The 22,128-nt window shown below is 67.6% G+C and carries 20 protein-coding genes; 10 read left to right on the forward strand and 10 right to left on the reverse strand.

Annotation, left to right across the window (positions count from 1 at the left end; genetic code table 11):
* Positions 1 to 35: 35 nt before the first annotated feature.
* Positions 36 to 824, reverse strand: coding sequence for a hypothetical protein (locus tag SRU_RS03750; protein ID WP_237701920.1), 789 nt, complete (start codon positions 822 to 824; stop codon positions 36 to 38).
* Between the two features lie 435 nt (positions 825 to 1,259).
* A complete protein-coding gene (locus SRU_RS03755; protein ID WP_011403479.1) occupies positions 1,260 to 1,652 on the reverse strand; it encodes a TIGR03643 family protein in 393 nt (130 codons plus the stop codon).
* A gap of 538 nt (positions 1,653 to 2,190) precedes the next feature.
* On the opposite strand from SRU_RS03755, the gene SRU_RS03760 reads away from it, so the two are divergent.
* A complete protein-coding gene (locus SRU_RS03760) occupies positions 2,191 to 2,574 on the forward strand; it encodes a hypothetical protein (protein ID WP_103017375.1) in 384 nt (127 codons plus the stop codon).
* Positions 2,575 to 2,591: 17 nt separating this feature from the next.
* Here the strand turns inward: SRU_RS03760 and SRU_RS03765 are convergent, their stop codons facing one another.
* On the reverse strand, positions 2,592 to 2,840 hold the full coding sequence (locus SRU_RS03765; protein WP_164923494.1) for a hypothetical protein: 249 nt from the start codon (positions 2,838 to 2,840) through the stop codon (positions 2,592 to 2,594).
* Between the two features lie 577 nt (positions 2,841 to 3,417).
* Between SRU_RS03765 and SRU_RS03770 the strand changes: the two genes are divergently transcribed.
* Positions 3,418 to 4,458 (forward strand): zinc-dependent alcohol dehydrogenase family protein, encoded by a 1,041-nt coding sequence (locus SRU_RS03770; protein ID WP_043552013.1) that lies wholly within the window; start codon positions 3,418 to 3,420, stop codon positions 4,456 to 4,458.
* Between the two features lie 40 nt (positions 4,459 to 4,498).
* Here the strand turns inward: SRU_RS03770 and SRU_RS03775 are convergent, their stop codons facing one another.
* Both SRU_RS03775 and SRU_RS03780 read right to left on the reverse strand, forming a co-directional pair.
* Positions 4,499 to 5,566: a zinc-dependent alcohol dehydrogenase family protein gene (locus SRU_RS03775; protein ID WP_011403481.1), complete on the reverse strand. Its 1,068-nt coding sequence runs from the start codon at positions 5,564 to 5,566 to the stop codon at positions 4,499 to 4,501.
* A 166-nt stretch (positions 5,567 to 5,732) separates the two neighbouring features.
* A complete protein-coding gene (locus SRU_RS03780) occupies positions 5,733 to 6,206 on the reverse strand; it encodes an STAS/SEC14 domain-containing protein (RefSeq protein ID WP_011403482.1) in 474 nt (157 codons plus the stop codon).
* 471 nt (positions 6,207 to 6,677) lie between these two features.
* Between SRU_RS03780 and SRU_RS03785 the strand changes: the two genes are divergently transcribed.
* The 6 genes from SRU_RS03785 (at position 6,678) to SRU_RS03810 (ending at position 14,052) form a co-directional block, all read left to right on the forward strand.
* A protein-coding gene (locus tag SRU_RS03785; protein ID WP_076611408.1) for an IS1-like element ISSru3 family transposase occupies positions 6,678 to 7,396 on the forward strand; the annotation gives its coding sequence in 2 pieces (ribosomal slippage) (positions 6,678 to 6,926 and positions 6,929 to 7,396; 717 coding nt in all).
* Positions 7,397 to 7,421: 25 nt separating this feature from the next.
* The gene (locus SRU_RS03790; protein ID WP_103017379.1) at positions 7,422 to 8,243 is read left to right on the forward strand and encodes an uS10/mL48 family ribosomal protein; all 822 of its coding nucleotides are present in this window, start codon (positions 7,422 to 7,424) and stop codon (positions 8,241 to 8,243) included.
* A 247-nt stretch (positions 8,244 to 8,490) separates the two neighbouring features.
* Positions 8,491 to 9,009, forward strand: a complete 519-nt coding sequence (locus SRU_RS03795) for a 3'-5' exonuclease (protein ID WP_164923495.1) — start codon at positions 8,491 to 8,493, stop codon at positions 9,007 to 9,009.
* A 164-nt stretch (positions 9,010 to 9,173) separates the two neighbouring features.
* The gene (locus SRU_RS03800) at positions 9,174 to 9,686 is read left to right on the forward strand and encodes a single-stranded DNA-binding protein (protein ID WP_011403485.1); all 513 of its coding nucleotides are present in this window, start codon (positions 9,174 to 9,176) and stop codon (positions 9,684 to 9,686) included.
* 180 nt (positions 9,687 to 9,866) lie between these two features.
* Positions 9,867 to 11,420 (forward strand): HAL/PAL/TAL family ammonia-lyase, encoded by a 1,554-nt coding sequence (locus SRU_RS03805; RefSeq protein ID WP_011403486.1) that lies wholly within the window; start codon positions 9,867 to 9,869, stop codon positions 11,418 to 11,420.
* A 64-nt stretch (positions 11,421 to 11,484) separates the two neighbouring features.
* Positions 11,485 to 14,052 carry an ATP-dependent helicase gene (locus tag SRU_RS03810; protein WP_011403487.1) on the forward strand — a complete coding sequence of 856 codons (2,568 nt, stop codon included), beginning with the start codon at positions 11,485 to 11,487 and terminating at the stop codon, positions 14,050 to 14,052.
* A gap of 160 nt (positions 14,053 to 14,212) precedes the next feature.
* On the opposite strand, the gene SRU_RS03815 is transcribed toward SRU_RS03810, so the two are convergent.
* The 4 genes from SRU_RS03815 to SRU_RS03830 all read right to left on the reverse strand — a co-directional run bounded on the left by SRU_RS03815 (position 14,213) and on the right by SRU_RS03830 (position 17,531).
* On the reverse strand, positions 14,213 to 14,731 hold the full coding sequence (locus tag SRU_RS03815; RefSeq protein ID WP_011403488.1) for a hypothetical protein: 519 nt from the start codon (positions 14,729 to 14,731) through the stop codon (positions 14,213 to 14,215).
* An 80-nt stretch (positions 14,732 to 14,811) separates the two neighbouring features.
* Positions 14,812 to 15,567 (reverse strand): hypothetical protein, encoded by a 756-nt coding sequence (locus tag SRU_RS03820; protein WP_164923497.1) that lies wholly within the window; start codon positions 15,565 to 15,567, stop codon positions 14,812 to 14,814.
* A gap of 265 nt (positions 15,568 to 15,832) precedes the next feature.
* The gene (locus tag SRU_RS03825) at positions 15,833 to 16,267 is read right to left on the reverse strand and encodes a hypothetical protein (protein WP_011403489.1); all 435 of its coding nucleotides are present in this window, start codon (positions 16,265 to 16,267) and stop codon (positions 15,833 to 15,835) included.
* Between the two features lie 10 nt (positions 16,268 to 16,277).
* Positions 16,278 to 17,531 (reverse strand): protoporphyrinogen/coproporphyrinogen oxidase, encoded by a 1,254-nt coding sequence (locus tag SRU_RS03830; RefSeq protein WP_011403490.1) that lies wholly within the window; start codon positions 17,529 to 17,531, stop codon positions 16,278 to 16,280.
* A gap of 137 nt (positions 17,532 to 17,668) precedes the next feature.
* On the opposite strand from SRU_RS03830, the gene hutH reads away from it, so the two are divergent.
* Positions 17,669 to 19,189, forward strand: coding sequence for a histidine ammonia-lyase (gene hutH / locus SRU_RS03835; protein WP_164923498.1), 1,521 nt, complete (start codon positions 17,669 to 17,671; stop codon positions 19,187 to 19,189).
* Between the two features lie 138 nt (positions 19,190 to 19,327).
* Here the strand turns inward: hutH and SRU_RS03840 are convergent, their stop codons facing one another.
* The gene (locus SRU_RS03840; protein ID WP_011403492.1) at positions 19,328 to 20,710 is read right to left on the reverse strand and encodes a TIGR01777 family oxidoreductase; all 1,383 of its coding nucleotides are present in this window, start codon (positions 20,708 to 20,710) and stop codon (positions 19,328 to 19,330) included.
* Positions 20,711 to 21,004: 294 nt separating this feature from the next.
* On the opposite strand from SRU_RS03840, the gene SRU_RS03845 reads away from it, so the two are divergent.
* The gene (locus SRU_RS03845; RefSeq protein WP_011403493.1) at positions 21,005 to 22,117 is read left to right on the forward strand and encodes an efflux RND transporter periplasmic adaptor subunit; all 1,113 of its coding nucleotides are present in this window, start codon (positions 21,005 to 21,007) and stop codon (positions 22,115 to 22,117) included.
* Positions 22,118 to 22,128 lie beyond the last annotated feature (11 nt).

The following is a 22,128-nucleotide window of genomic DNA, read 5'->3' on the forward strand; positions in this document are numbered from 1 at the left end:
AGGCAAGAGATCGTTGGGCGCCTCGTCGGGCGCGTTCACTGCTTGTCGCCGGTTGCGTCGCCCAGCGCCGCCCTCACCCCGCCCACGGTGAGGCGGAGAAACGGCCCCTGCATGCTGGCGTCCGGGCCGCCCCCGAGGCGGCTCTGCCCGAGCTGCCAGTCGGAGCTGAGGGCGGAGAGCAGGTAGCCGCCCCGCAGGCCGAGACGAAGCCCATCGCCCCCCGGCGTGCCGAACTGATACTCCAGCCCCGCCCCTAGGCTCACCAGCAGGCTCCCCGTGCTGAGCGTGGCGGACCGGTTCGGATCGGCGAGAACGTCGTCAAAATGGGCCGAGCCGTCGTCCCCAATGTTGAGCAGGAGGCCGCCCGCCCCGACGCCCGCCGTTGGGAACGCGCGCAGCCGAGGGGTCGGCTCAATCCAATACCCCAGCGACAACAGCCCGTACCCGCCCCCGAGAAAGACATCCCGTCCCTCAAACCCCTGGCTTGGGGCGAGAAGGCCGTTTAGCTCGGCCCCCAGCAGAATACGGCCCGCCACGACACGGTACGTGCCTCCGCCGATGGACAGCAGCTCTGTGGAGAAGGTCGGGTAGCTGTTGGCGGACAGGCGGTTGTTGAGCGGCCCAAGATCAGTTCCGCTCACGCCGATGGCAACGTAGCTGCGCTCTTCGGGCCTCTCGCCCGCATTCGCCGTGGGCCCGTCCTGCGCGACCGCCGGGGGAGCGGCGGCAGCCAGCAGAAGGCCCCCGAAGAGGAGCGCCTGGGCGGAGAGAAGGAGGGAGCGCGGGCATGCGGACGAGCGGGCAGGGGAGGTCTTCCAGTACATCAGCACGGAGGCATCTGTGACCAGCTGTTGAGACAGAGAGAAGCGACCGACGCCCACGCCCGGACCGGCAAATGCAATTCGCTGCCGAGGGGACCGGTGCCGAAGTCCCCAGTCCCGAATCCTTGAGCCCGTCGCTTCCTCGCGGGAAGTCATTCGGCACGAAGGAGGCGAAGGTTCGCCTATTTTATTAAAAGAAGACCCTTTTATCATCTTTATTACGCTTGCGGATCGGGGATGTGGCTCTGCAGTGCCAACGGCCGAGGAGGCGTTCGGGATGGTGACGGGGCGGCGTCTAGAACAGACGAGCAGACCCTGTCTCGTCTGCTGGGGGGACGGTGTGCCTGCCTGGGCGAAAACCGAAGCGGTCGGCCCGCGACGAGTCGCCTTCGGAAGGGGCACTGAACGGCCCATCAGCGTCTTGCGTCCCGCCGGTCGCTACCCGTCCGGGTCCGGGTCGTCGTTTTCGGGGACATCGGGTGCGCCGTCCGTGTCGCCCGGACGGTCCCGAAATGGAGACCCATCCTCCAGATCTGCAGGGGAATTCGGGCCGTCGAGGGGCTCCAGCGAACGGGCACCCGGGGGGCGTTTGCTGACCGAGTCGGTCAGAGACTGTCGGGCGGCATGCTTCGACGGGCGGCCGCTGACCCGCTCGCGCCAGAGCTTCCAACTCGACCGCTTCAGTCGGTCGCGCATCAGTGCGATGACGGCTTCTTCGTCAAGTCCGTACCGCGCCTCGATGGCCTCGAAGGGCACGTCGTCTTTCCAGGCCATGCCGATGACGTGGGACACGTCTTCATCCGAAAGGTCGTGGTCGCTTTGGACGCCCATGGCGAGCGAGGGATCTCAACGTGGAGCATGCATGGCGAAACGGTCCCCCAAAGGCTCGGCACGACGGCTCCCCCCAGCCGACGGCGACTGGGGACCTGACGGGAAACGGACGGGTCCCCGAACTGAAGCGTGTCTGTGCCGCCTATCGGGCAAGACAATTCATCAACTTGGACATGGACGGCACGACGATCGATTCGCCTAGGGCCTGGACCCGAGAGTAACAAGGTCGAAAGGTTGCGTGGTCGACCCAGGCGTTGCGGACCCGCTCCCGTCGATTGGGCGGGGCTGTCTTCCGTTTGGCGGGTGCAACCCAGGAAGGGGGTCTGGTCCGTCTCCCGGATCGGCATCGTCCCTGGCCGGTTCCGGGTATCCGCTGAACGAGATGACCGGCAGCCTGCATGTGCATTTGAAGGACGAGGACAGAAGACGAAAACAAACCGTGCCCTGGGGCTGCCGCTTTCCGGACGAAGAGGCCCCAAGGGTCGCTCAGCGGAAGTCTTTGAGGGGACTCCCTTCGTGTAATCAAACCCCATTCACCGTGAATTACGTCCGCAGCGCCCTCACCTACGGCGCGATTTTTTGCCTGATCGGCCTGCTTCTCTTGTTTTTCGGCGGCCTCTTGCTCGGTGGGGAGTCCCGCCTGCCGGCGCCCCGTGGGGGCTGGGCGGGGGGAGGAGCCGGCGTGGACCCCGTCCGGGCCGGCATGCTGTTCGTGGCACTGGGGGCCGGGCTGGGCATGCTGGTGGCCCTGTGGGTGCAGGCGTCCTGGGGCGAGACCGCCGCGGTTCTCGTCATCATCGCCGGGGGAATCTGGGCCTTTGGGCCGGCGGGGGTCAACGAGGTCGGGGAGGTGCTGTGGCGGATCGGCCGGGTGTGGAACGGCATTCTGGAGTGGGGCCCCGATCCGGGGTGGGGGCCGTAACACCCAGTCCGGAGGGGTCATTCCTGTCCGCCCCGCATGAAGGCCCTCAGGACCCGGCTCTGCCTCTTGAGGTACGTCGTGTCCGTCTCTGTGATTTTTGACATCGCCTCGTCGGGCACTTCGTAGATCACCTGCCGGCCGCGTCGCAGTGCCCAGGCGGCTACGGGGTGGCCCTCGCAGGACTCCCCCCGGCGCGTCGCCCGCGCCACGGCGGCCCGGCGCACGTTCAGGTGGCGGGCAAGCTCCGACTGAATGAGTCGCTGCATGGTTGCTGGAAGACGGTCAAGGAAGGAAAGGAGCTGAGCGCGGTGCGGCGGGGCGGGCACGTTTGCCGGGACCCTGCGTGCCCCGGGCCCGCTCTGATGCCTCGTCATCGTCGAGACCACGGTCTCAGGAGGATGCGCAAGGAATCTCAGTTCTGAGGCGCCCGGGAGGTTCCCCGCCTGGGGCACAGCTACACGGGGCGACTGTCACCATCCGGGGAAAAGAGACCCGCCCGCAGTCCGTTTTCGTGCCGCTCTGTCCCCTGGGGCCGGCTCAGATTCCGTGGGGGCGGCGCGAGGGCTGAAAATGCTGAGCTCCCTTCAGCAGGTGTGGAAAGCGGTACAGACTTGTAACAAACCCGCCTCCGTCCCTTCCGGCTGCGTTTACGCGCTTGTCAGAGGGGGACGAACCGTTCAACCCGGCCTTGCCCCCTCCTTCCTCAGAAACGTAGGAGGCATGCCCCCGTGAATGAAAGAGAATTTGACCCGGCGGCCCCACCTATCGCGGTGGCGTAGAGCCACGGGGCCGCCGTGGATTCGTGCCGAATTCTCCGTTCCGAACCTGACGCTCCTCCAACCGATGAGAGCCGCCGTCTTCCACGAGCCGGGCGACATCCGCGTCGAGGATGTGCCCGACCCCAGCATCGAAGCGCCCACCGACGCCATCCTGCGCATCACCCGCACGGCGATCTGCGGGTCGGACCTGTGGTTCTACCGTGGGCACCGGGACTACGAGGCCGGCTGGCGCACGGGCCACGAGCCGATGGGGGTGGTTGAGGACGTGGGGAGCGAGGTGCGCTCTCTGGAGCCCGGAGACCGCGTGCTCGCGCCCTTCGCGATCAGCGACGGCACCTGTGAGTTTTGCCGGCAGGGGCTGCACACCTCCTGCGTGCACGGCAACGTCTGGGCCGCAGAACATGACGGCGCCCAGGGGGAGGCCGTCCGCGCCCCGCAGGCCGACGGAACGCTCGTCAAAATCCCTGAACGCGCAGAGGGGGACGCGTCGCTGCTCCGGGCGCTGTTCCCACTGACCGATGTGATGGGCACGGGGCACCACGCGGCCGTGTCGGCGGGCGTGGAGGCCGGCTCGACCTGTGTGGTCGTTGGCGACGGGGCCGTGGGGCTCTGTGCCGTGCTGGCCGCCCAGCGGCTCGGGGCCGAGCGCATCATTGCGATGGGCCACCACGAGGAGCGGCTCGAGAAGGCCCGCGGCTTCGGCGCAACGGACATTGTCTCTAGCCGCGGGGAAGAGGCGGTCGAGGAGGTTCGAGAAATGACGCGTGGGGGCGCACGTCACGTCATGGAGTGTGTTGGCGCGGCCTCGGCGATCGAAACGGCGATCAGCGTATGCCGGCCGGGAGGGACGATCGGCTACGTCGGGGTTCCGTTCGGGGCCGAGGACGGAGGGCTGGACATGTTCCGGCTCTTTCGGGAGAACATCACGCTTCAGGGCGGCATCGCGCCGGTGCGGGCGTACATCCCCGAGCTGATGGACGACGTCCTCGACGGGACGCTCGACCCGTCGCCCGTCTTCGACACGACCATCGGCCTGGAGGAGGTGCCCGACGGCTACGCCGCGATGGACGAGCGGGAATCCATCAAAGTGATGGTGGAGCTGTAGCGGGGCCCCGACGCGCCGGTTCCTCTCGGGGAGCCTGGGGTCACACCTCTGCCTGCGTCCTGCCTCCCCCGAAGTCATCAATCACGGCGATGCCCGTGCCGGCGAAGTCGCCCATCTGCCGCAGGCGATCGGCCGCCTCCGGAAGCGAGATCGTCTGCCGGACGAGCTGACGGGGATGGAGGCGGCCCGTCTCGATCATGTTGAAGAGGGCCGGATAGCGGTGGGCCTGCAGGCCGTGTGCGCCGCGCACCTCCAGCTCGTCGGCCACCACGCGGTCGAAGGGAATGGCGGTGCGTGCGTGCTCGCCCATCAGGAGGCCGACCTGGACGTGCCGGCCGTGCGTTCGCAGGTTCGCTACGGAGTTGCGGCACGTGTCCGGGCTGCCCAGGGCGTCGAGGGAGAGGTGGGCGCCGCCCCTGGTGGCCTCGCGGACGGCGGCGGCCACGTTCTCGGTGTCGTCGGCGTTGATCGTGCGGCTGGCCCCCACCTCGTCGGCGAGCGCGAGGGCCGGATCGGCAACGTCCACCGCGACGACCCGGGCGCCGGCGGCTTGGGCAATCATGACGGCCGACAGGCCCACGCCGCCGCACCCGTGGACGGCCACCCACTCGCCGCTGCGCACCGCTCCCTGGTCGACCACGGCCCGGAAGGCGGTGGCGAAGCGGCAGCCGAGGCTCGCCCCGGTGACTGCGTCGATCGACCCCGGAAGGCGGACCAGGTTCTCGTCGGCGTAGTCGATGCCCACGTACTCGGCGAAGGCCCCCGGGGCCGAAAAGCCGGGTTGAAACTGATGGGGGCACACCTGATGCTGGCCGGCGCGGCACTGGGCGCATGTGCCGCAGCCGCCCACGAACGGCACCGTCACGCGCTCCCCCCCAGACCACTCCTCTACACGGTCCCCGACCGCCGTCACGATCCCCACGACCTCGTGCCCCGGCACGTTCGGCGGGGTGATCATCGGGTCGTGCCCCTTCCAGCCGTGCCAGTCGCTCCGGCACACCCCACACGCAAGCACCTGCAGCACGACGCCCCGCGGCGTAGGGGTGGGCCGTGAAACCGTCCGGAGCGTCAGGGGCGCGTCAAAATCGTCGTAGACGAGGGCGTTCATGAAAACAGTGGGACACGGCAGAAAACGGGCGATCCCCTATACGAGAGCGCCGGAGCCGTGATGCAGGCGGGGAACGACCGTTGGGGGAGGGGAGGGACAGCGAACCCCGAGACGCGCCTGGGCCAGTGGGCTGGGACGGGACGGGATACGGGGCCCGGCCGACCGCCTAGGAAAACGAAAACAGCTGCAGGGACGAGAGGTACTGGCCGATGTGGTACAGGGAGGTGGTGCTCCGGTCCCGTTCCGCAATCCACTTCCGGGCGTCCGCTGGGGCATCGGTGGGAAAGAAAAGCGGAGCGGTCTCGGCCTGCCGAAACCGCTCGTTGAGGGCCTCCATCTCGGTTCGGGCAATCAGATCATCCTCGTGGACGACCGCGACGTATTCGACGCCGGCCGCCGCCACCTCTGGCATCCACTCCCGGACCAGCCACTCTATGCTAGAGCGTTGATGGGCCGTCACATTCCGTGCATCGACGATCAGTCCAGCCACCGCACGCGACCGAACAAACTCGAGAAGCTGGTTGGCGCCGTATCGAAACTCCTCCCCTGTGGGCTGTCCCGTCCAGCGAAACCGGACCGCGTTGATTTCAGCATCAACCTCCATTGAGTACAGGCGGGATGTGCCGTGGGGTGAAGGCATGGCCGATCGGGGTCAATCTGTTCAGATGCCAGTGTGGACGGCCTCTTCCGTTGGAGCAACGGGGCAGGGACGACAAAATGCGCCCCTCGCAGTGCCGACACAAAGGGGGCAGGCACAACGAAAATAGATTTGATATACTTCAACACTAGAGTTATCGGGCACGACGCGGGAGTTTTAAACTCGGTTTTCCGGGCATCGGGGGGAGAACGGAGGACAGCCCCGGTCCCGGCGGTGGACGTGAAAAACTCCGAAACAGACACATGACGTGGAGACCCTACCCCGCTGGGTCCCGTTACTGGACAGCGCCCGGCCTGCGGGGCCGGTCCGAACCCTGGCATCAGGGGGCGGAGGCACCGATGGTGTCCGCGTAGGGTCCTGCCTCACAGATTGATTTTTTGGTAGCGGCTCAACAAGTAGTGAGTCTTTCTGTTTGAACTGCGTCGCGTCTGGCCCACCAGCCTGGTCTATCCGATGATCAAAGAGACTTACGAGTGTAGAGAGTGTGGCTCCTCGAACATCGTCAAAAACGGACACAGCGCTAGCGGCTCTCAGCAGTATCACTGCAAGGACTGTGGAGCGCACAAGGTTCTCGATCCAGAGCCGCGAGGCTACTCCGAGGAGGAGAAAGAGAAAATCCTCCGTGCTTACCGCGAGCGCGGGTCAAAGCGGGCAATCAGCCGGATATTCGGCATCAGCCGCAATACATTGACCCGGTGGCTCAAAAAAAGGGACGAGAATCCGATTCAGTAGCCGAAGGGCTCCGGCCTGCTGAGGAAGGCGATGTCCTTGAACTCGATGAATGCTGGACGTATGTCCGAGAGCGGGCGAATAAACGGTGGCTGTGGGTTGCTCTGTGCCGGAGAACCCGGCAGGTCGTGGCATTTGTGATCGGAGACCGTTCGGCCAGAACCTGTGCTCGGCTCTGGAGCCGGATTCCGGAGGAATACCGTCAGGGCAGAAGCTTCAGCGACTTCTGGAAGTCCTATCGCCCAGTGTTTGCGGGCGACCCCAGCCACCGGCAGGTCGGAAAGTCCAGTGGTGAGATGGCCCACGTGGAAAGATTCTTCGGGCGACTGCGCCAGAAGCTGGCCCGGTATGTCCGCCGGACGCGAGCGGCCTCCGAGTCAGAACGGATGCTCCATCTGACGACGAAACTGTTCGTGGAGTGGTACAACGAAGCCATCACTTAACATCTATCCGCTACCGATTTTTTGTATGACCGACTCGCCTGTGTACTCCGCTCAAGACGCTCCCAACTCCGCCGAGGCGGAGGGGGCGACGTACCTCAAAACGTGCAGCCGGTGTGGGCAGCTGGTCCGGATGGCCCGGTCCGACGATGGGACCTGGCGTTCCCTGGAGCCGGCGGCAGAGGGCGCCTCGTCCCAGCACACCCACGAATGCGGGTCCGTCCCCAGGATCAGCCAGGACTGGAGCCTTCAGGACCTGAATCACCCACTCACCTGCCGGCTCGACTGCTGGTGGTGCGGGGAAGAAGTGTACCTGCACACCGACGGCAGCGGCCCCTTCACGCTCTTCGACAACCTGAGCTGGCCGTGGCCGACCCACGACTGCTGGCATCAGCAGCGTGACGAGCGAGACCGGGCTCTCTTGAAGCTCGAGAGCGATCTTCGGGCCGGTGGGTACCAGGGGCAGGGCCGCTTGGTCAACCTCGCGCCCTCCTCCATTCCGGACGCAATTCCCCCGAAGGGCCGCAAGAACCCGCCGGTGCTCCAGATTCGCCTCTCGAGTACGGATCACCAGATGGTGGACCGGGCCGTCCGGCAGATCACCCAGTTCGTATCCGACCGCCAGCCCCGGGCGCCGGTCGCGGTGCCCCTTCCGGTCGGCAAGAAAGCCGCCGCGGACGAGCGCCAGGGCAGGACAAACGGACCGCCGAGCCGCGACGAGTCCTTCAGCCAGCACATCCACCACCGCGCGATTGAGATGTGGACGGCGGGCCCCAAGCTGGTCGCTCAGCTCGGCCAGGTGCAGCTGCCGGAGGCCGTAGACGTCACCGTCCGGCAGGCCAAAAGTTGATCTGCGGGAAACGATCCCACCTCGCCTCAACACGCCCGGTCCGCAAAAAGTTACCGTGTGTGGACCTGGATGCCCGGCCCGGAAGAGGCACCCGGTACGTCTCCCGTTGCGCAGAGAAGGATGGACGCGCCTTGCGCCCAGTCCCCCGGTCAAGACCGAAAAAGAGGCCGGCCACGGGAAGAAGGAAGCACGCGCGCTTCAGAAGCCGCCTCGATCGAACGCCCCGATCAACCACCCCTGCTCGGCAATGGACGTTTTTCTCGATACAGAGACCACCGGCTCGGGGCCCCAGGATGCCGTGATCGAGCTTGGCGTCGTCGCGGCCCAGGGGGAGGTGCTGATTCACACCCTCGTGGCGCCCCTGGCGCCCGTGACCCGTGGCGCCCGGCGGGTGCACGGCATCACGGATGAGGAGCTGGCGGATGCCCCCCCGTTCCCGACGGTTGCCGACCGGCTGGACACGGTCCTGGCCGATGCCGAGTGTGTGTGGACCTTCGGGCCCACCTACGACAGGCGGATGCTCCTTCAGACCGCTGCCCTGGCCGAGTGCCCCGAGACCCACCGCCGGATTCAGGACAGCACGTGGCGGGATCTGCAGCCCGACGCCACCCGCGTCCTCGGGGACGCGGAGCGGGTCGCGCTCACTGACGCGGCGAAGCGCCTAGACGTATCAATTCCGACGGAGGGACATCACCACCGCGCCCTCTACGACGCCAAGCTTGCGCGCCGGGTTTGGACGAGCGTCCGCCGCCCCGCCTCTGGTTGAGGGCGGTCTGCGGCTCCCGTCGGCGCGGTTTGAGGCGTGCAACCAGAGCGGCCCCAATCGCTTGAACAATTGTACGACGCGGAGGCCTCTTCGCGCTCCGGCAGCGGTTTGGCACCGACGCCCTTACGACCTCGACACTGTCCTCAACAACCCCACTGAACGCCATGGCTCGAAGCGTAAACAAAGTCGTCCTGATCGGGAACCTCGGGGACGATCCGGAGCTCCGATATACCGGCAGCGGGACGGCCGTCTGCAACATGAGTCTCGCCACCAACGAGTCCTACACCAACAGCGACGGGGAGGAGGTCCAGCAGACCGAGTGGCACGACGTGGTGGCCTGGGGGCGTCTCGGAGAAGTGTGCAACGAGTACCTCGAGAGGGGCTCGCAGGTGTACTTCGAAGGGAAGATCGAGACCAACCAGTGGGAGGACCAGGACGGCAACACCCGCTACTCGACGGAAGTGAAAGCCCTGGAGGCGACATTTCTTGGGGAGGGGCCGGACGGGGCCGTTCCCGGAGGCGGACAGCCGGCGCAAGGCCAGAGTCCTGCCCCCAGCCAGCGACGCGCCGGCGGCCAGGGGGGCGCCTCGGGCGGAGGGCCGCCGAGCCAGTCCGGCGGAGATGGGCAGCCCGGTAGCGACGAGACCTTCGAGCCCGACGATGACCTCCCGTTTTAGGCGGTACGAACCGGTTTAGGGACGCGTTGGCGCTGCGAGAGACCGGCCTCTTGGGCCCTCGGTTGGCGCATCGATCTGCTTCGGGCGCGCGCTACCCGTCCCTGTCCCGACCGCATGTGTTCGTCCGGCCGCGCCGTCCGGTGTTTCGCTTGTCGGAATCCCCTCAGTTGACGCCCGCCCATGTCCACCCCCTCCGCACCGGATACGCCCGCATTGCGGATCGGTCCGGATGTCGCACTTGCCTGTGAGGACATCGAAGCGGCGGCCCGGGACGAGCACACGAGGCTCCGAACGACCGATGCGGCCACAGAAGCCCTCGCGTCCTCGCGTGCCGCCTTGGAGCGCGCCCGGGACGCCGGACGCCCCGTCTACGGCGTGACGACCGGCCTCGGGCCGCTCGTGGACGAGGCCGTGGAGTCCGACGAAGAATCGGCGTCGGCCCACGGGCCGTCCCCCGAAGGCGACCGTGGACGAAAATTGATTGCTCATCTCGGGGCCGGGGCCGGATCGTTCGCGCCGCCGCCGCTCGTTCGCGCCACGATGATCGCGCGGCTCCAGACCCTGGTGCAGGGGCACTCGGCCGTGCGGCCCGCCCTCGTGGACGAGGTGATCGAGGTGTTCGAGTCCGGCCTGATCCCAGCGGTCCCCGAAGTCGGGTCCCTGGGGGCGAGTGGCGACCTCACACCGCTTGCGCACATTGCTCGGGTCTGCACCGGGGACGGGGCCGTGGTGACGAGCGACGGCGAGCTGCTGGACGCCGCCGAGGCCTTGGAGGCGGTCGGGTGTGCTCCGTTGCGGCTGGGCCGCCGCGACGCATTGGGGCTGGTCAACGGCACGGCCTTCATGACGGCCTACGCGGCGCATGCCGTGGCCCGCGGGCGGCGTCTGTTGGAGCGGGCCGAGGCCCTCACAGGTCTGATCTACCGACTTCTGGGGTGCTCGCGGGAGGCGCTGGACGCGGACCTGCATCGGGCCCGCGGCCACTCCGGACAAGTCCAAAGTGCCGCCGCAATTCGGGACGTGGCGACGCGGGAGGGGGCGCGTCCCTCGGAAGAACGTCCCCTTCAGGAGGTGTACTCGCTCCGCTGTGCCCCCCAAATCTTGGGGGCGGTTCGTGAGCAGCTCCGGCACGCCCGTGACCTCGTCGAGACGGAGCTGAACGGGGCCACGGACAATCCGGTGTTCGACACGGACGGGGCGGATGTGCTCCACGGGGGAAACTTCCAGGGCCAACAGGTTGCGTTCGCCGCCGACGCCCTGAACGAGGCCCTCACCCAGGCGGGTGTGCTGGCCGAGCGGCAGCTGGACGTGCTCCTGTCCCCGGACCAGAACGGCGGGGCCCCGCCGCTGCTTGCCTGGGAGCCGGGCCCTAACAGCGGATTCGGCGGCACGCAGCTTACCGCGACGGCCCTGGTGGCCGAGATGCGCAACGACGCGCAGATGGCGGCCACGTCTTCGATCCCGACGAACGGAGACAACCAGGACGTCGTCTCCATGGGCGCCCTTTCGGCCCGACGGGCACACGGCCAGACGCGCCATCTCGCGACGATTCTGTCGATCCTGGGGCTGGCCCTGACGCAACTGACCCACCTCCGTGCGGAGGGCCGGGCCGAGGGGGCCGCGCCCGACCTGCCCGGGTGGATGCCGGCGGTCGACCCCGTCCGTGAAGACCGGGCCCTTCGGGCTGAGATCGACGACCTGACCGACCGTTGGGTGACCCCGCCCACCGCGTAGCGTCCATTTCGTACCGCGGCGAGCAGCGTGGCGGTACGTGCCCCTTGTCTCATGTCCGTGTCTCATGATTGACCGCGAGCAGCTTACCGACGAGCAGACCCGGATCGTCCAGCACGGCCGCGGGCCGGCCCTCGTGTTTGCCGTGGCGGGCGCGGGGAAGACCACGTCGCTGGTCCACCGCATCGCGCGTCTCGTGACGCAGGGGGGCGTGGCCCCGGGCAACATCCTGGCCAGTTCGTTCAGTCGGGCCACGGCGCAGGACCTGGAGGCGGGGCTGACGGAGCTCGGGCTGCCGGACGTAAACTGCCGCACGCTGCACTCGCTGGGCCGGCAGTTCCTAAAGTGGGCCGAGGCGGAGCACCACTGGTCGCGTCGGCTCGGGGACGAGGATCTGAACCCGTCCCGCCTCGGCCCGGTCCTGGCCGGCCGCGCCCTCACGCGCCTCGCCCGCGAGCGGGACGTCGACGACCACGAGCTGGACATCGATCGCGGCGAGCTGGAGGACCAGGTCAGCGCCTGGAAGGCTCAGCTTTGCTACCCCGACCTGGACGAGGCGGCCCTCCCGCCCGCGGCCCGCGAGGAGGCCCGCCAGGCCGAGCACGACAACGAGGACTTCGTCACCCTCTACCAGTACTACGAAGAAGAGCGGCGGCGGGAGGGGTGGGTCACGTTCGACGACATGCTGCTGGAAGGGTGGGAGGCCCTCCTCCGGTTCGACGACCTGCGGGCACGGGCCCAGCAGGCCTACGAGCACGTCCTGATCGACGAATTCCAAGACATCAGCCGCGTCCAGTACCAGATGCTGGACGTGCTCACCGAGCCGCACCGCAACTACATGGCCGTGGGCGACGACGACCAGTGCATCTACGAGTGGCGCGGGGCAAACCCGTCGTTCATTCTGGACTTTCGGGAAGAGTACGAGGCCGACGAGTACCTCATCCGGGACACGTTTCGGTCGCAGGCCCCGCACACGGTTCTCGCCAACGCGGTCATCGCCCACAACGACCACCGGCGCGAGAAGCACCTCAACCTGACCCGCGGCTTCGGCGGCAGCACGCAGGTCCACGCCGCCGACGGGGCCGACGCCGAGGCGACCCATGTAGCCGGTGCCATCGAGTCTCAGCTCGACACGGGCCGCACCCTGCCCGAAATGGTGGTGCTCGTCCGCCAGTACGCGCAGACGCCGTCCCTCGAGCAGGTCTTCATCGACCGCGATCTGCCCTACCGGATCGTGGGAAACGTGCCCTTCTACCGCCGCCGCCCGGTCCAGGTGCTGCTCCGGCACCTGTTCTGGGGCACCCTCGAAGCGACGGTCCGCACGGCGGGTTGGTTCGACCACCGGCGCAACGCGCAGCGCTACGTCGACCGGTTCCAAAAGCTCATGCGGGAGCCGAACCGGTACGTCAGCACGGACCTCATCACGCGCCTCTGTCGGGAGGCGGTCGGCGACGAGACGTCGATCACGGACCTTCTCGCCGCCTCGATGGGGGCGATGCACGACCGGACCGCCGAGCGGGTGGAGCGCTTCCTGGACACGGCCGACCAGCTCGTGGACCGGCTCGACGAGCCGGCCCACAGGACCGTCGACTGGCTCATCAAGGCCCTCGACTACGAGGACTACCTCCGGCGCTACAGCGCCTTCGAGGAGCTGGCCGACCGGCGCATCCGGACGGCCCGGTCGCTCATCGACTTCGCGCGGGGACACCCCGACGTCGCGTCGGTCCTCCGTCGAATCAAGGAGATTTCCGTGGACCGCCCCGATCGTGGGGCCCAGGCGGACGTGCTGGAAATCCGGAGCATCCACCGGGCCAAGGGCCGCGAGTGGCCCGTCGTGTTTGTGCCGGGCTGCAACGACGGCACGATCCCCACGTCGCGCGACGACAGCACAATGCCCCCTCCCGACGAGGACGATTCGGCGGGGGCATCCGATGATTCCGGGTCCGAGGACTCCGACACAGACGACGCCCCGGCCGCCCGCCGGGAGGAGGAGCGTCGCCTGTTTTACGTCGCCCTCACGCGGGCGCAGGAGCAACTGCACCTGTCCTACGACCGCACCGAGCCGCCGTCGCCCTTCCTGGCGGAGGCCGACGCTGAGCACCGGCTTGCCCTGTGCGACCGGGTGCGACCGGTTTTCCACCGCCCGGCCGACGACTGGGCGGCCGCGGACGTGGCCTGGCTCTGCATCGGGGCCGGGGCGTTGCGGCTCCGCCGCTACCTAACGACGTGGTGGGATCCCACAGAGGCACAGCGGCGCGCCCTGGCGGCCCACCTCGGTCGTGAAGAGGCGCTTCGGGAGGCGGCAGACGCCGAGATTGCGGCGTACGCCCGCGACCCCGGTGCCGAAGAGAAGGGAGCGCACGACGCCTCCAGCCCGATGGAGGAGGGAAGCGATGCCTCCGAGACGAACGGGCACGCTGGTCAGACGGCCGAACAAGACGCGGGCGTTCCTACGGAGGCACCGGTGGACGAGGCGACGGCCCAGCAGTTGCGGACGGCGTTCGAGGACGGTCGTGAGGTCGTCGAGGACGCCCTCGGGCTCGGCCCCGACGAGGCCGATCCTGCCAATGCTCCTGCCGAGAAGCCCGAGGGCGTCCCGGAAGACGACGCCGTGGGCGGCACCGTGGCGGAATGAGAGGCGCCTAGGCTCTTGTGATGCGGGCGGTTCCCATCCCTGTTTAGAACAGCCCGGTGAGGCCGAGATAGATCTACGGTCTTGACCCACTCACCGGCCCAGATGGGCCTGTCCTGCCGATCTCCACCGACTGTTCGGGCTCTGCTTTCCGCGGTGCTCTTCAATCACCCTCGGCAGGTCCGTGATAGACCGTGGTCCACTCGTCCGTGCCGAGGGCGCTGCCGACCGTGCCAAGAAGTACCCCGCCGATTGCCGCGATCATCAGCCCACCTCCGATCGTCAGTACGGAGAGAGCATTCCAGGAGTCCGATGAACGGTCGATACGTTCCCTCACCCCCAGGGCTACGAGAAACAAGCCCGGGACCGCACCTGCGATGAAGCCCCTTCGAGACCTGCTGCGTTTCTGGACTTGCACCGCACGGACGCGCCGCGTGGGGAGAAATCGTTCCTCCTGGTCCATCCGGTGGTAGAACGTCGTGGTGTCCGGGCCCACCGTCACATCCTCGACGTGTTCGATCAGGTCTCCGTTGGCCTGCCGGATGCGCGCCCAGCGCCCGTCCAGCTGCTCGTTGACCTGCTGCAGCGTTTGGGGAGGGTCCTCCGGCAGACGGCTTCCGGCACACCCGCCTCCCAGCATTGGGGCAATCAGGAGAAGTGCGATTGGAGCGAGTCGCGTCATCGCGCTGTTGTTAGACTGCATTATCACACATTGTAGCGCCCAAACTTGCACAAATCATGAATCTCTTGAAGCACCGAAATTTATACACTATCAAGCTCCATTAGTGAATACAACTGCCTGCCGAATTTTGATACAACGTACTTTTCGGGGTCGAGAGGAAAATCCATAAATGCCTCTAGATCCATCAGGAGTCTCATTTGCTGTAATTCCGAGAACTCATGCAAAAAATCGTCTGGGGGCAGCTCTAATCCTCGTATACTAACGAAATCGAAAGTGTGAGCTTCCCTGTTTCGTCCGGTGAATTCCTGTAGGCGCGAGATGTAAGATAAGATCCGGATCTGCCTCCAACTCATGCGTTCAGCGGTGCTGATCAAGGCGTTGGACTGAGAGCTGTCCAACGACTCGTCGAAGCAGATATTTGCAATCAGGGACCCAATGTACTCAATCTTACGCTCCTCATGCTCTCGTTGAGCTGCGATTAGAGCCCCCTCTATGATCTCATCAGCTGTACTTCGACTGTCTGTTTCCTCATCGAAGAAGCCATCATTGCGAATCTCTTTTCCCTCCTCCAGCTTTTCTCCAGTTCGCTCAATGGCATGTTGGAGTGCTGAAGCAACCCGCTTATCCTCCCTTGGACTGATGTATCGATTATTGATCTCAGCTCCGATTTTCCTAAAAGCGTGTGACAAAGGGGGACCCACCGCTGCTCCAAAGACTGCACCGCCTGGACCCCCCAACAACATTCCCAAAGTGGCTCCAGTAGTTGCACCTGCAGTATCGGCTCCAGTATTGGCAATTTCCTGCGCGGCCGAGCCCTTGCCTTCAGGTTCGATCATACATCACAGCTCACTTTTTAGCTGCAGGACGACCTGTTTAGCTATGCGAAAAGAATCAGGGTAAACACACACCCATCTGGACAACCTTCTAAAGAAGTAAAGGTTTTGGGAACCAAAATAACGGGTACGTCAAGTTGATTGGGCGGGTGGAATATATCAACCCGCTTGACATATTCAGGACTCAGCGGTGCATCCCTACAGAATTGAATCTGCATGGTTGAGGAAGGGGGGGAACAGAAGCAGCCAGGGAGGGCCCCATCGCCCCTCAGCCCCCCAGGCCCCGCCCGAGCATCCAGCACACGAGCCCGGCCCGGAGCGCCCAGGCGGCCGTGCGGACCCAGTTGGTCGCGACGAGGCGGCGGTGGGCGGCGGCGTCGAAGCCCTGCGTGAGCCGCGCGTGGAGGGGCACCTGCACGAGGCCGGTGGTGGCCCAAATGGCGAGCACGAGCGCCAGGCCCGTCCAGCCCATCCACGCGGGCAGGCCGGGCGGCGGGGCCCAGGCGATCCACCCCGCCGTGGCGAGTTCCACCGCCATGGCGGGCCCCACGATCCAGGTAATGCGCCGCATGTGGATCGCCTGAAACGCCTCGTAGTCGGCCGTTCGAACGTAGCGAAAAAGAGGATAGTGGACGCGCTGGACGATGAGGATCACCCCGAACATGACCAGGGTGGCCGCGGCGTGGAGGGGAAGGAGGATCATGACAGGGAGCTCAGTCCGTGTGGTCCGCCCAGACGGCATCGGCGGCGGCCCGGCCCGCGGCGAGGGCGCCGTTGAGGGACGCGGTGCGGCGGTGGTCGCCGCACACGTACAGCCCGCGGCGCCGGCGCACCGGCCGCTCGTAAGGGGACAGGAATGGCGGGGCCTGTTCGGGCAGGGCGTAGGGGAGATGCTGTGTTTGAAGGTGGGTCCAGCCGCCCGCCTCCAGCCCGAACCAGTCGATCAGCTGGGCCCGCACCGACCGCTGGAGTGCCGCCTCGTCCTCTGCGGGCCTGCCCACCACCACGACGGACACGAGGGCGCGGTCGTCCGGTGCGTAGCCGGGCGCCACGTCCGAGGGCACGGCGAGGTTGTTGATGGGGCCGACGCCCTCGCCGTTGAGGACGAGAAACGGATCGTCGAGCGGGGACCGGGGGGCATCGTAGTAGAGGCAGACGGTCGAGCGGCCCTCGGTCGGGGACACATCGCCCACGAGCCGGTTCGCCGCCGGCGCCTCCGTCGCAACCACCACGTGGGGCGCCTCCAGGGCACCGCCGGTCGCGAGCGTCACGGTCTGCTCGTCGATTGCTTCGACGCGCGTGTTCAACCGAACGGCCTCGTCCGGCAGGTCGCGGCGCATCTGCGCCGGAATGCGGTCGATGCCGCCGGCGGGCAGCACCGTCCGGCCCTCCGCGAACATCTTGAAGACGAACTCGAACATGCGGCTCGACGCCTGCAGGGCCCGGTCGAAGAAGATGCCGCCGAGGAAGGGTCGGAAGAAGCGGTCGATCATGACGGAGGAGAAGCCCCAGCGTTCTCGGAGAACCTCGATCGTGGGGCGCTCCTCCTGCTCCATGATCTGCGGGATTGACCGGTCGGCGAGGGCCTGGCGCAGGCGCAGCACCCGCAGCTTGTCGGCCAGCGTGCCGATGCGCGCCAGGACGGTGCGCGGGGCGTCCCACGGGTGCCGGCGGGGGTCCGCGACCCGCTGGAAGCGGCCGTTGTAGCGCACCAGGGCGCCGTCGTGGAAGGGGTGGAGGTCGAGCGCGTCGTAGTCCAGCTCGCGCTGCGTCTCGGGGTAGGCCGTGAGGAGCACCTGAAATCCGCGGTCGAGCCGAAAGCCGTCGACCGTGTCGGTTCGGACGCGCCCGCCCACCCGGTCGGTGGCCTCCACCACCTGCACGCTGAGGCCGCGCTCGTGGAGGTGGCGCGCACAGTTCAGGCCGGCCAGCCCGGCCCCGATCACGAGAACGTCGGGGGGTGCCATGAGGAAGCAAAAGTGCGTGAGGTGAATACGGAAAACAAGCAACGTCTCGCCGGCCCTTCCGTTCGAACAGGATCCCAGAATAAATATGGCGATCCACCTGGTCTTTCCACATCTCTCCGAACAAGCTCTCGTCTCTTATGCCTGCCGCCTGTCCCGACGCCCCGGTGCAGATCGACTCCCTCCACGCCGACCTCGACGCCCGCCTCTCGGCGCTCCGGGAGGACCCGACCCCCGTCGACCGGTCGCGAGACCGGGTGGAAGATGCGCTGGGCGACGGGGAGGCGCACTACGGCATCAACACCGGCTTCGGGGCGCTCGCGCAGAAGCGCGTGCCGGAGGACGACCTGGAGACGCTCCAGCGCAACCTCGTCTTCAGCCACGCCGTGGGGGTGGGCGACCTCGTGCCGAAGGCCCTCAGCCGCCTCATCCTCCACCTCAAGATCCACGCGCTGGGCCTGGGCCACTCCGGCGTCTCCCGTGAGACGTTCGACCGGCTGCTCCTGTTTGCGGAGCGGGATCTCGTCCCGGCGATCCCGAGCCGGGGCAGCGTCGGGGCGTCGGGGGACCTCGCGCCGCTGGCCCACCTGGCGCTGCCGCTGCTGGGCGAGGGGCGCTTCTGGACGGAGGACGGGAGCGACGTGCGCCCGGCGGGGGCCGTCCTCGACGAGCACGACCTCGCGCCGATCACGCTGCGGCCGAAAGACGGGCTTGCCCTCATCAACGGCACCCAGCAAATGAGCGGGTACGGGGCCCACGTGCTCCACGAGGCCCATCGGCTCGTCAAAATCGCCGACCTGCTGTCGGCCATGAGCCTGGAGGCGCTGCAGGGCAGCATCAAGCCGTTCGACGAGCGGGTGCACGACGTCCGGCCGCACCCTGGGGCCCAGCAGGTGGCCGCCAACGTGCGCACCCTGCTCACGGACAGCGAAATCCTGGAGTCGCATCGCAACTGCGGCAAAGTGCAGGACCCGTACTGCCTCCGCTGCGTGCCGCAGGTACACGGCGCAAGCCGCGATGCGCTCCGTCACGCGACCGACATGGTGGAGCGCGAAGTCAATAGCGTGACGGACAACCCGCTCGTCTTTGAGGACGGCGACGTGATCAGTGCCGGCAACTTCCACGGCCAGCCGCTCGCCCTGGCGCTCGATTATGCGGGGGTCGCCCTGGCCGAGCTCGCCAGCATCTCCGAGCGCCGCATCTACCTGCTGCTGGAGGGGCACGACGGCCTTCCGGAGCTCCTGATGGAGGACACGGGCCTCAACTCCGGCTACATGATGCCGCAGTATACCGCCGCCGCGCTCGTGTCGGAGAACAAGAGCCTCGCCCACCCGGCGTCCGTCGACTCCATCCCCACGAGCCTCGGGCAGGAGGACCACGTGAGCATGGGCAGCGTGGGGGCCGTGCAGCTGCTCGACATCTTAGAAAACGTGGAGCGCGTGCTCGCCATCGAGCTGCTCACCGCGGCACAGGCCCTCGACTACCGCCGGCCGCTGCGCCCGGGGCGGGGCGTCGAGCGGGCCCACGAGACGGTCCGCGAGACGATTGCACATCGGGAGGCGGACTACCTGCTGGAGGACGACATCGATCAGAGCCTCGCGTTCGTGCGGGGGGAGGAACTGCTCGGGCCCGTGGCGGACGAATTGGAGCCGCTGGGATAGTGCGCATTGCGTATCTCGTATTGCGTACGTGTCGGTGTGCAAACAGCTCTGTTCACGCAATACGCAACACGCAGGCAATGCGCAACACGCAATACGAGCGGGCGACAAACCGGCCCGATCGGGGCGTTCCTGCTCGGACTAGTCTGCTGTTCTCCCCAACACGTGCCGCAGGCCGTCCTCCAGCGCCGAGGCCCCGAAGTCGTAGCCGGTATCCTGCAGGCGCTGCGGCACGGCGCGGGCGCTGGTGAGGAGCATCTCGTCCGCCATCTCGCCGCCGACGGTGCGCACGACGGAGGAGGGGACGTTCAGGAACGCCGGGCGATGCAGGACGTCGGCCAGGGTGTCCGTGTACGCCTGCATCGTCACCGGACGCGGCGCGGTGAGGTTGACGGGCCCCTCCAGGGCGTCGGTCCACAGGGCGTGGTAGATCCCGCCGATCACGTCGTCGAGTGTGATCCAGGGGAAGTACTGGTGGCGCCCCCCCACGCGCCCCCCGAGGCCGAGCCAGAAGGCCGGGAGCATGAGGCGGAGTGCCCCGCCGGCGGGCGTCAGGACGATCCCGGTGCGCATCTGCACGGTGCGGATGCCGGCGGCCGCGGCGGGCTCGGCGGCCGCCTCCCAGGCCTCGCAGACCTCGCCCAGAAAGCCCGCGTCGCGCGGCGCGCTTTCTTCAGTGATGCGGTCGGCCCCGTGGTCGCCGTAGTAGCCGACGGCGGAGGAGGAGACGAGCACCTCGGGCGGGTCGTCGAGCCCGGCGAGCGCCTCGGCCAGCAGCCGGGTTCCGTCCGCCCGGCTGGAGTAGATGCGCTGCTTCTTCGCGGGCGTCCAGGGTCCGAATACGTTTTCCCCCGCCAGGTGAATCACCGCGTCGATGCCCTCCAGCTTGTCGGCCTCGACCCGGTCGGTGCGCGGGTCCCACAGAATCTCGTCGGCACCGGTGGGGCCGGAGCGGGTGAGGCGCTTCACGGTGTGCCCGCCCGTGGTGAGGAAGGGCACGAGGCTCGACCCCACGAGGCCGGAGGCCCCGCTCACGGCGATCGTCAGGGACCGGTCGTCGGGATTGTACTGCTGGTGCAGCGACAGGTCGCGGCGCGTGATGCGGTGGCGGTACGCAAACTGGCGGCGCAGCTCGGCCTCCAGCCACGGCGCCGCCTGTCGGCCCAGCGCCCCGCCCGGCGGCTCGTACTCGATCCGATCCGTCAGGGTGGCGCCCCCCGTGTCGTCGTCCGCGGGCGTGAACCGGTGCGTGTGCTCCCAGTGGGAGAAGGGGCCCTGCACCTGTCGGTCGCAGAACTGCCGGCCGGGCTCTACGCCGTAGTGCTCGGCCACCCATCGCACCGCCAGCGGGCCCGGCCCGATGCGCAGCACGGCCCGGTCGCCTGCCTCGATCCCCTCGAACGATTGGAGCCGCACCGGGGCCCACGGGGGCGTCAGGCGCTCGAAGGCCCCGGGGCGGCTGTGCCAGGTGAACAGGGCGTCGGCGGACGCGCCGAGCGAACTGGAGGCGGTGAACGTGTGCATCGCGGCGGAGCGGCGTCGACGAAGAAGAGAACAGAGTGCACGTAACGGACTCGTGGGTGGTGGGGGCGGTTTCGGGCCGCCGCGAGACGGTGCGGCTCTTTCTCGCTCCGCGCGCCGGCGGTTCCGGAATCCGAGCGATTCGCAACGCGAGGGCGTGATTCGTCCACAAAGCACACCGCCCGTCGAACCAAGAATCGCTCGCCGGGTAGGATTTTCTCTCCTATCCGACGCCCGTCCCATTGTGTGCCCGGCGCCCGTGGCGACGTGGGCCCCTCCAGATCCTTTCTGCCTGCTATGAGCGACCTCCCCTCCTCCTTTGGTTCCTCGTCGGAGTCCGGGACCGAGTCCGGATGGACGCCCCGAACCAAGCGCGGCGTGGCGCTCGGGGTCGTCGTGCTCGTGGTCGTCGGGCTGGCGCTACCGAAGATGGGCGGGTCCGAGTCGTCCGACGGCGGCGGGGACGACGCGCCGATGCGCGTGGACGCGACTGCGCTCCAGCCCGGGACCGTGACCGAGCGGATCCGCACGAGCGGCACCCTGCGCGCGGACGAGTCGGTGGAGCTGACTGCAGAGACGGCGGGCAAGGTCACGGACATTCGCTTCGACGAGGGCGACCGGGTGGACGAAGGCGCACTCCTCGTGCGGATCAACGACGCGGAGCTGCAGGCCGAGAAGGACCGCCTGGAGCACCGCCTGTCGCTGGCCACCGACCGGGCGCAGCGCCAGAAGGAGCTGCTCGACGAGGGCGGCGTGAGCCAGGAGGAGTACGATGCCACAGTGAACGAGGTGGAGGTGCTCCGGGCGGAGCTGGACCTGGTGGAAGCCCGCATCGGGAAGACCCAAATCCGGGCCCCCTTCAGTGGCGTCGTGGGGCTGCGGGAGGTGAGCACGGGGGCCTACGTGTCGCCGCAGACGACCATTGCGACCCTGCAACGGACCGACCCGATCAAGCTCGATTTCTCGGTCTCCGCGCAGTACGCCGCCCGCGTGCAGACGGGCCAGTCCGTCACGTTCCGTGTGCGCGGCCTGGAGCGGACGCTGGAGGGAACCGTCTACGCCAGCAACACGCAGGTCAGCACCGACACCCGTACGCTTCGGCTGCGGGCCCGCGCCCCCAACCCCGACGGGGCGCTCCGGCCCGGCATGTTCGCCGACGTGACCGTTCCGCTCGGGCAGATGACGGACGCGATCGTCGTGCCGTCCTTCGCGGTGGTGCCCACCCTCGACGGCCAGCGCGTCTTCGTGGCCGAGAACGGCGTCGCCCAGCCCCGGAACGTGACGCTCGGGGTCCGCACCGACTCGACCGTCCAGGTCACCGACGGCCTTTCGCTCCGCGACACGGTCATCACGTCCGGCATTCAGGGCCTGCGCACCGGCCTCCCCATTCGGATCGAATCCCTCGAGTAAGAATCGCATGC

It is taken from the genome of Salinibacter ruber DSM 13855, from assembly GCF_000013045.1.
GTDB classification, from domain to species: domain Bacteria; phylum Bacteroidota; class Rhodothermia; order Rhodothermales; family Salinibacteraceae; genus Salinibacter; species Salinibacter ruber.

Bases quoted from the DNA above. Each gene is read 5' to 3' on its own strand.
- SRU_RS03790 (WP_103017379.1), top strand. From the start codon at position 7,422: ATGACCGACTCGCCTGTGTACTCCGCTCAAGACGCTCCCAACTCCGCC.
- SRU_RS03830 (WP_011403490.1), bottom strand. From the start codon at position 17,531: ATGGCACCCCCCGACGTTCTCGTGATCGGGGCCGGGCTGGCCGGCCTG.
- SRU_RS03820 (WP_164923497.1), bottom strand. From the start codon at position 15,567: ATGATCGAACCTGAAGGCAAGGGCTCGGCCGCGCAGGAAATTGCCAAT.
- SRU_RS03840 (WP_011403492.1), bottom strand. From the start codon at position 20,710: ATGCACACGTTCACCGCCTCCAGTTCGCTCGGCGCGTCCGCCGACGCC.
- hutH (WP_164923498.1), top strand. From the start codon at position 17,669: ATGCCTGCCGCCTGTCCCGACGCCCCGGTGCAGATCGACTCCCTCCAC.
- SRU_RS03765 (WP_164923494.1), bottom strand. From the start codon at position 2,840: ATGCAGCGACTCATTCAGTCGGAGCTTGCCCGCCACCTGAACGTGCGC.
- SRU_RS03845 (WP_011403493.1), top strand. From the start codon at position 21,005: ATGAGCGACCTCCCCTCCTCCTTTGGTTCCTCGTCGGAGTCCGGGACC.
- SRU_RS03775 (WP_011403481.1), bottom strand. From the start codon at position 5,566: ATGAACGCCCTCGTCTACGACGATTTTGACGCGCCCCTGACGCTCCGG.
- SRU_RS03805 (WP_011403486.1), top strand. From the start codon at position 9,867: ATGTCCACCCCCTCCGCACCGGATACGCCCGCATTGCGGATCGGTCCG.
- SRU_RS03755 (WP_011403479.1), bottom strand. From the start codon at position 1,652: ATGGGCGTCCAAAGCGACCACGACCTTTCGGATGAAGACGTGTCCCAC.
- SRU_RS03810 (WP_011403487.1), top strand. From the start codon at position 11,485: ATGATTGACCGCGAGCAGCTTACCGACGAGCAGACCCGGATCGTCCAG.
- SRU_RS03750 (WP_237701920.1), bottom strand. From the start codon at position 824: ATGTACTGGAAGACCTCCCCTGCCCGCTCGTCCGCATGCCCGCGCTCC.
- SRU_RS03800 (WP_011403485.1), top strand. From the start codon at position 9,174: ATGGCTCGAAGCGTAAACAAAGTCGTCCTGATCGGGAACCTCGGGGAC.
- SRU_RS03780 (WP_011403482.1), bottom strand. From the start codon at position 6,206: ATGCCTTCACCCCACGGCACATCCCGCCTGTACTCAATGGAGGTTGAT.
- SRU_RS03815 (WP_011403488.1), bottom strand. From the start codon at position 14,731: ATGACGCGACTCGCTCCAATCGCACTTCTCCTGATTGCCCCAATGCTG.
- SRU_RS03770 (WP_043552013.1), top strand. From the start codon at position 3,418: ATGAGAGCCGCCGTCTTCCACGAGCCGGGCGACATCCGCGTCGAGGAT.
- SRU_RS03825 (WP_011403489.1), bottom strand. From the start codon at position 16,267: ATGATCCTCCTTCCCCTCCACGCCGCGGCCACCCTGGTCATGTTCGGG.
- SRU_RS03795 (WP_164923495.1), top strand. From the start codon at position 8,491: ATGGACGTTTTTCTCGATACAGAGACCACCGGCTCGGGGCCCCAGGAT.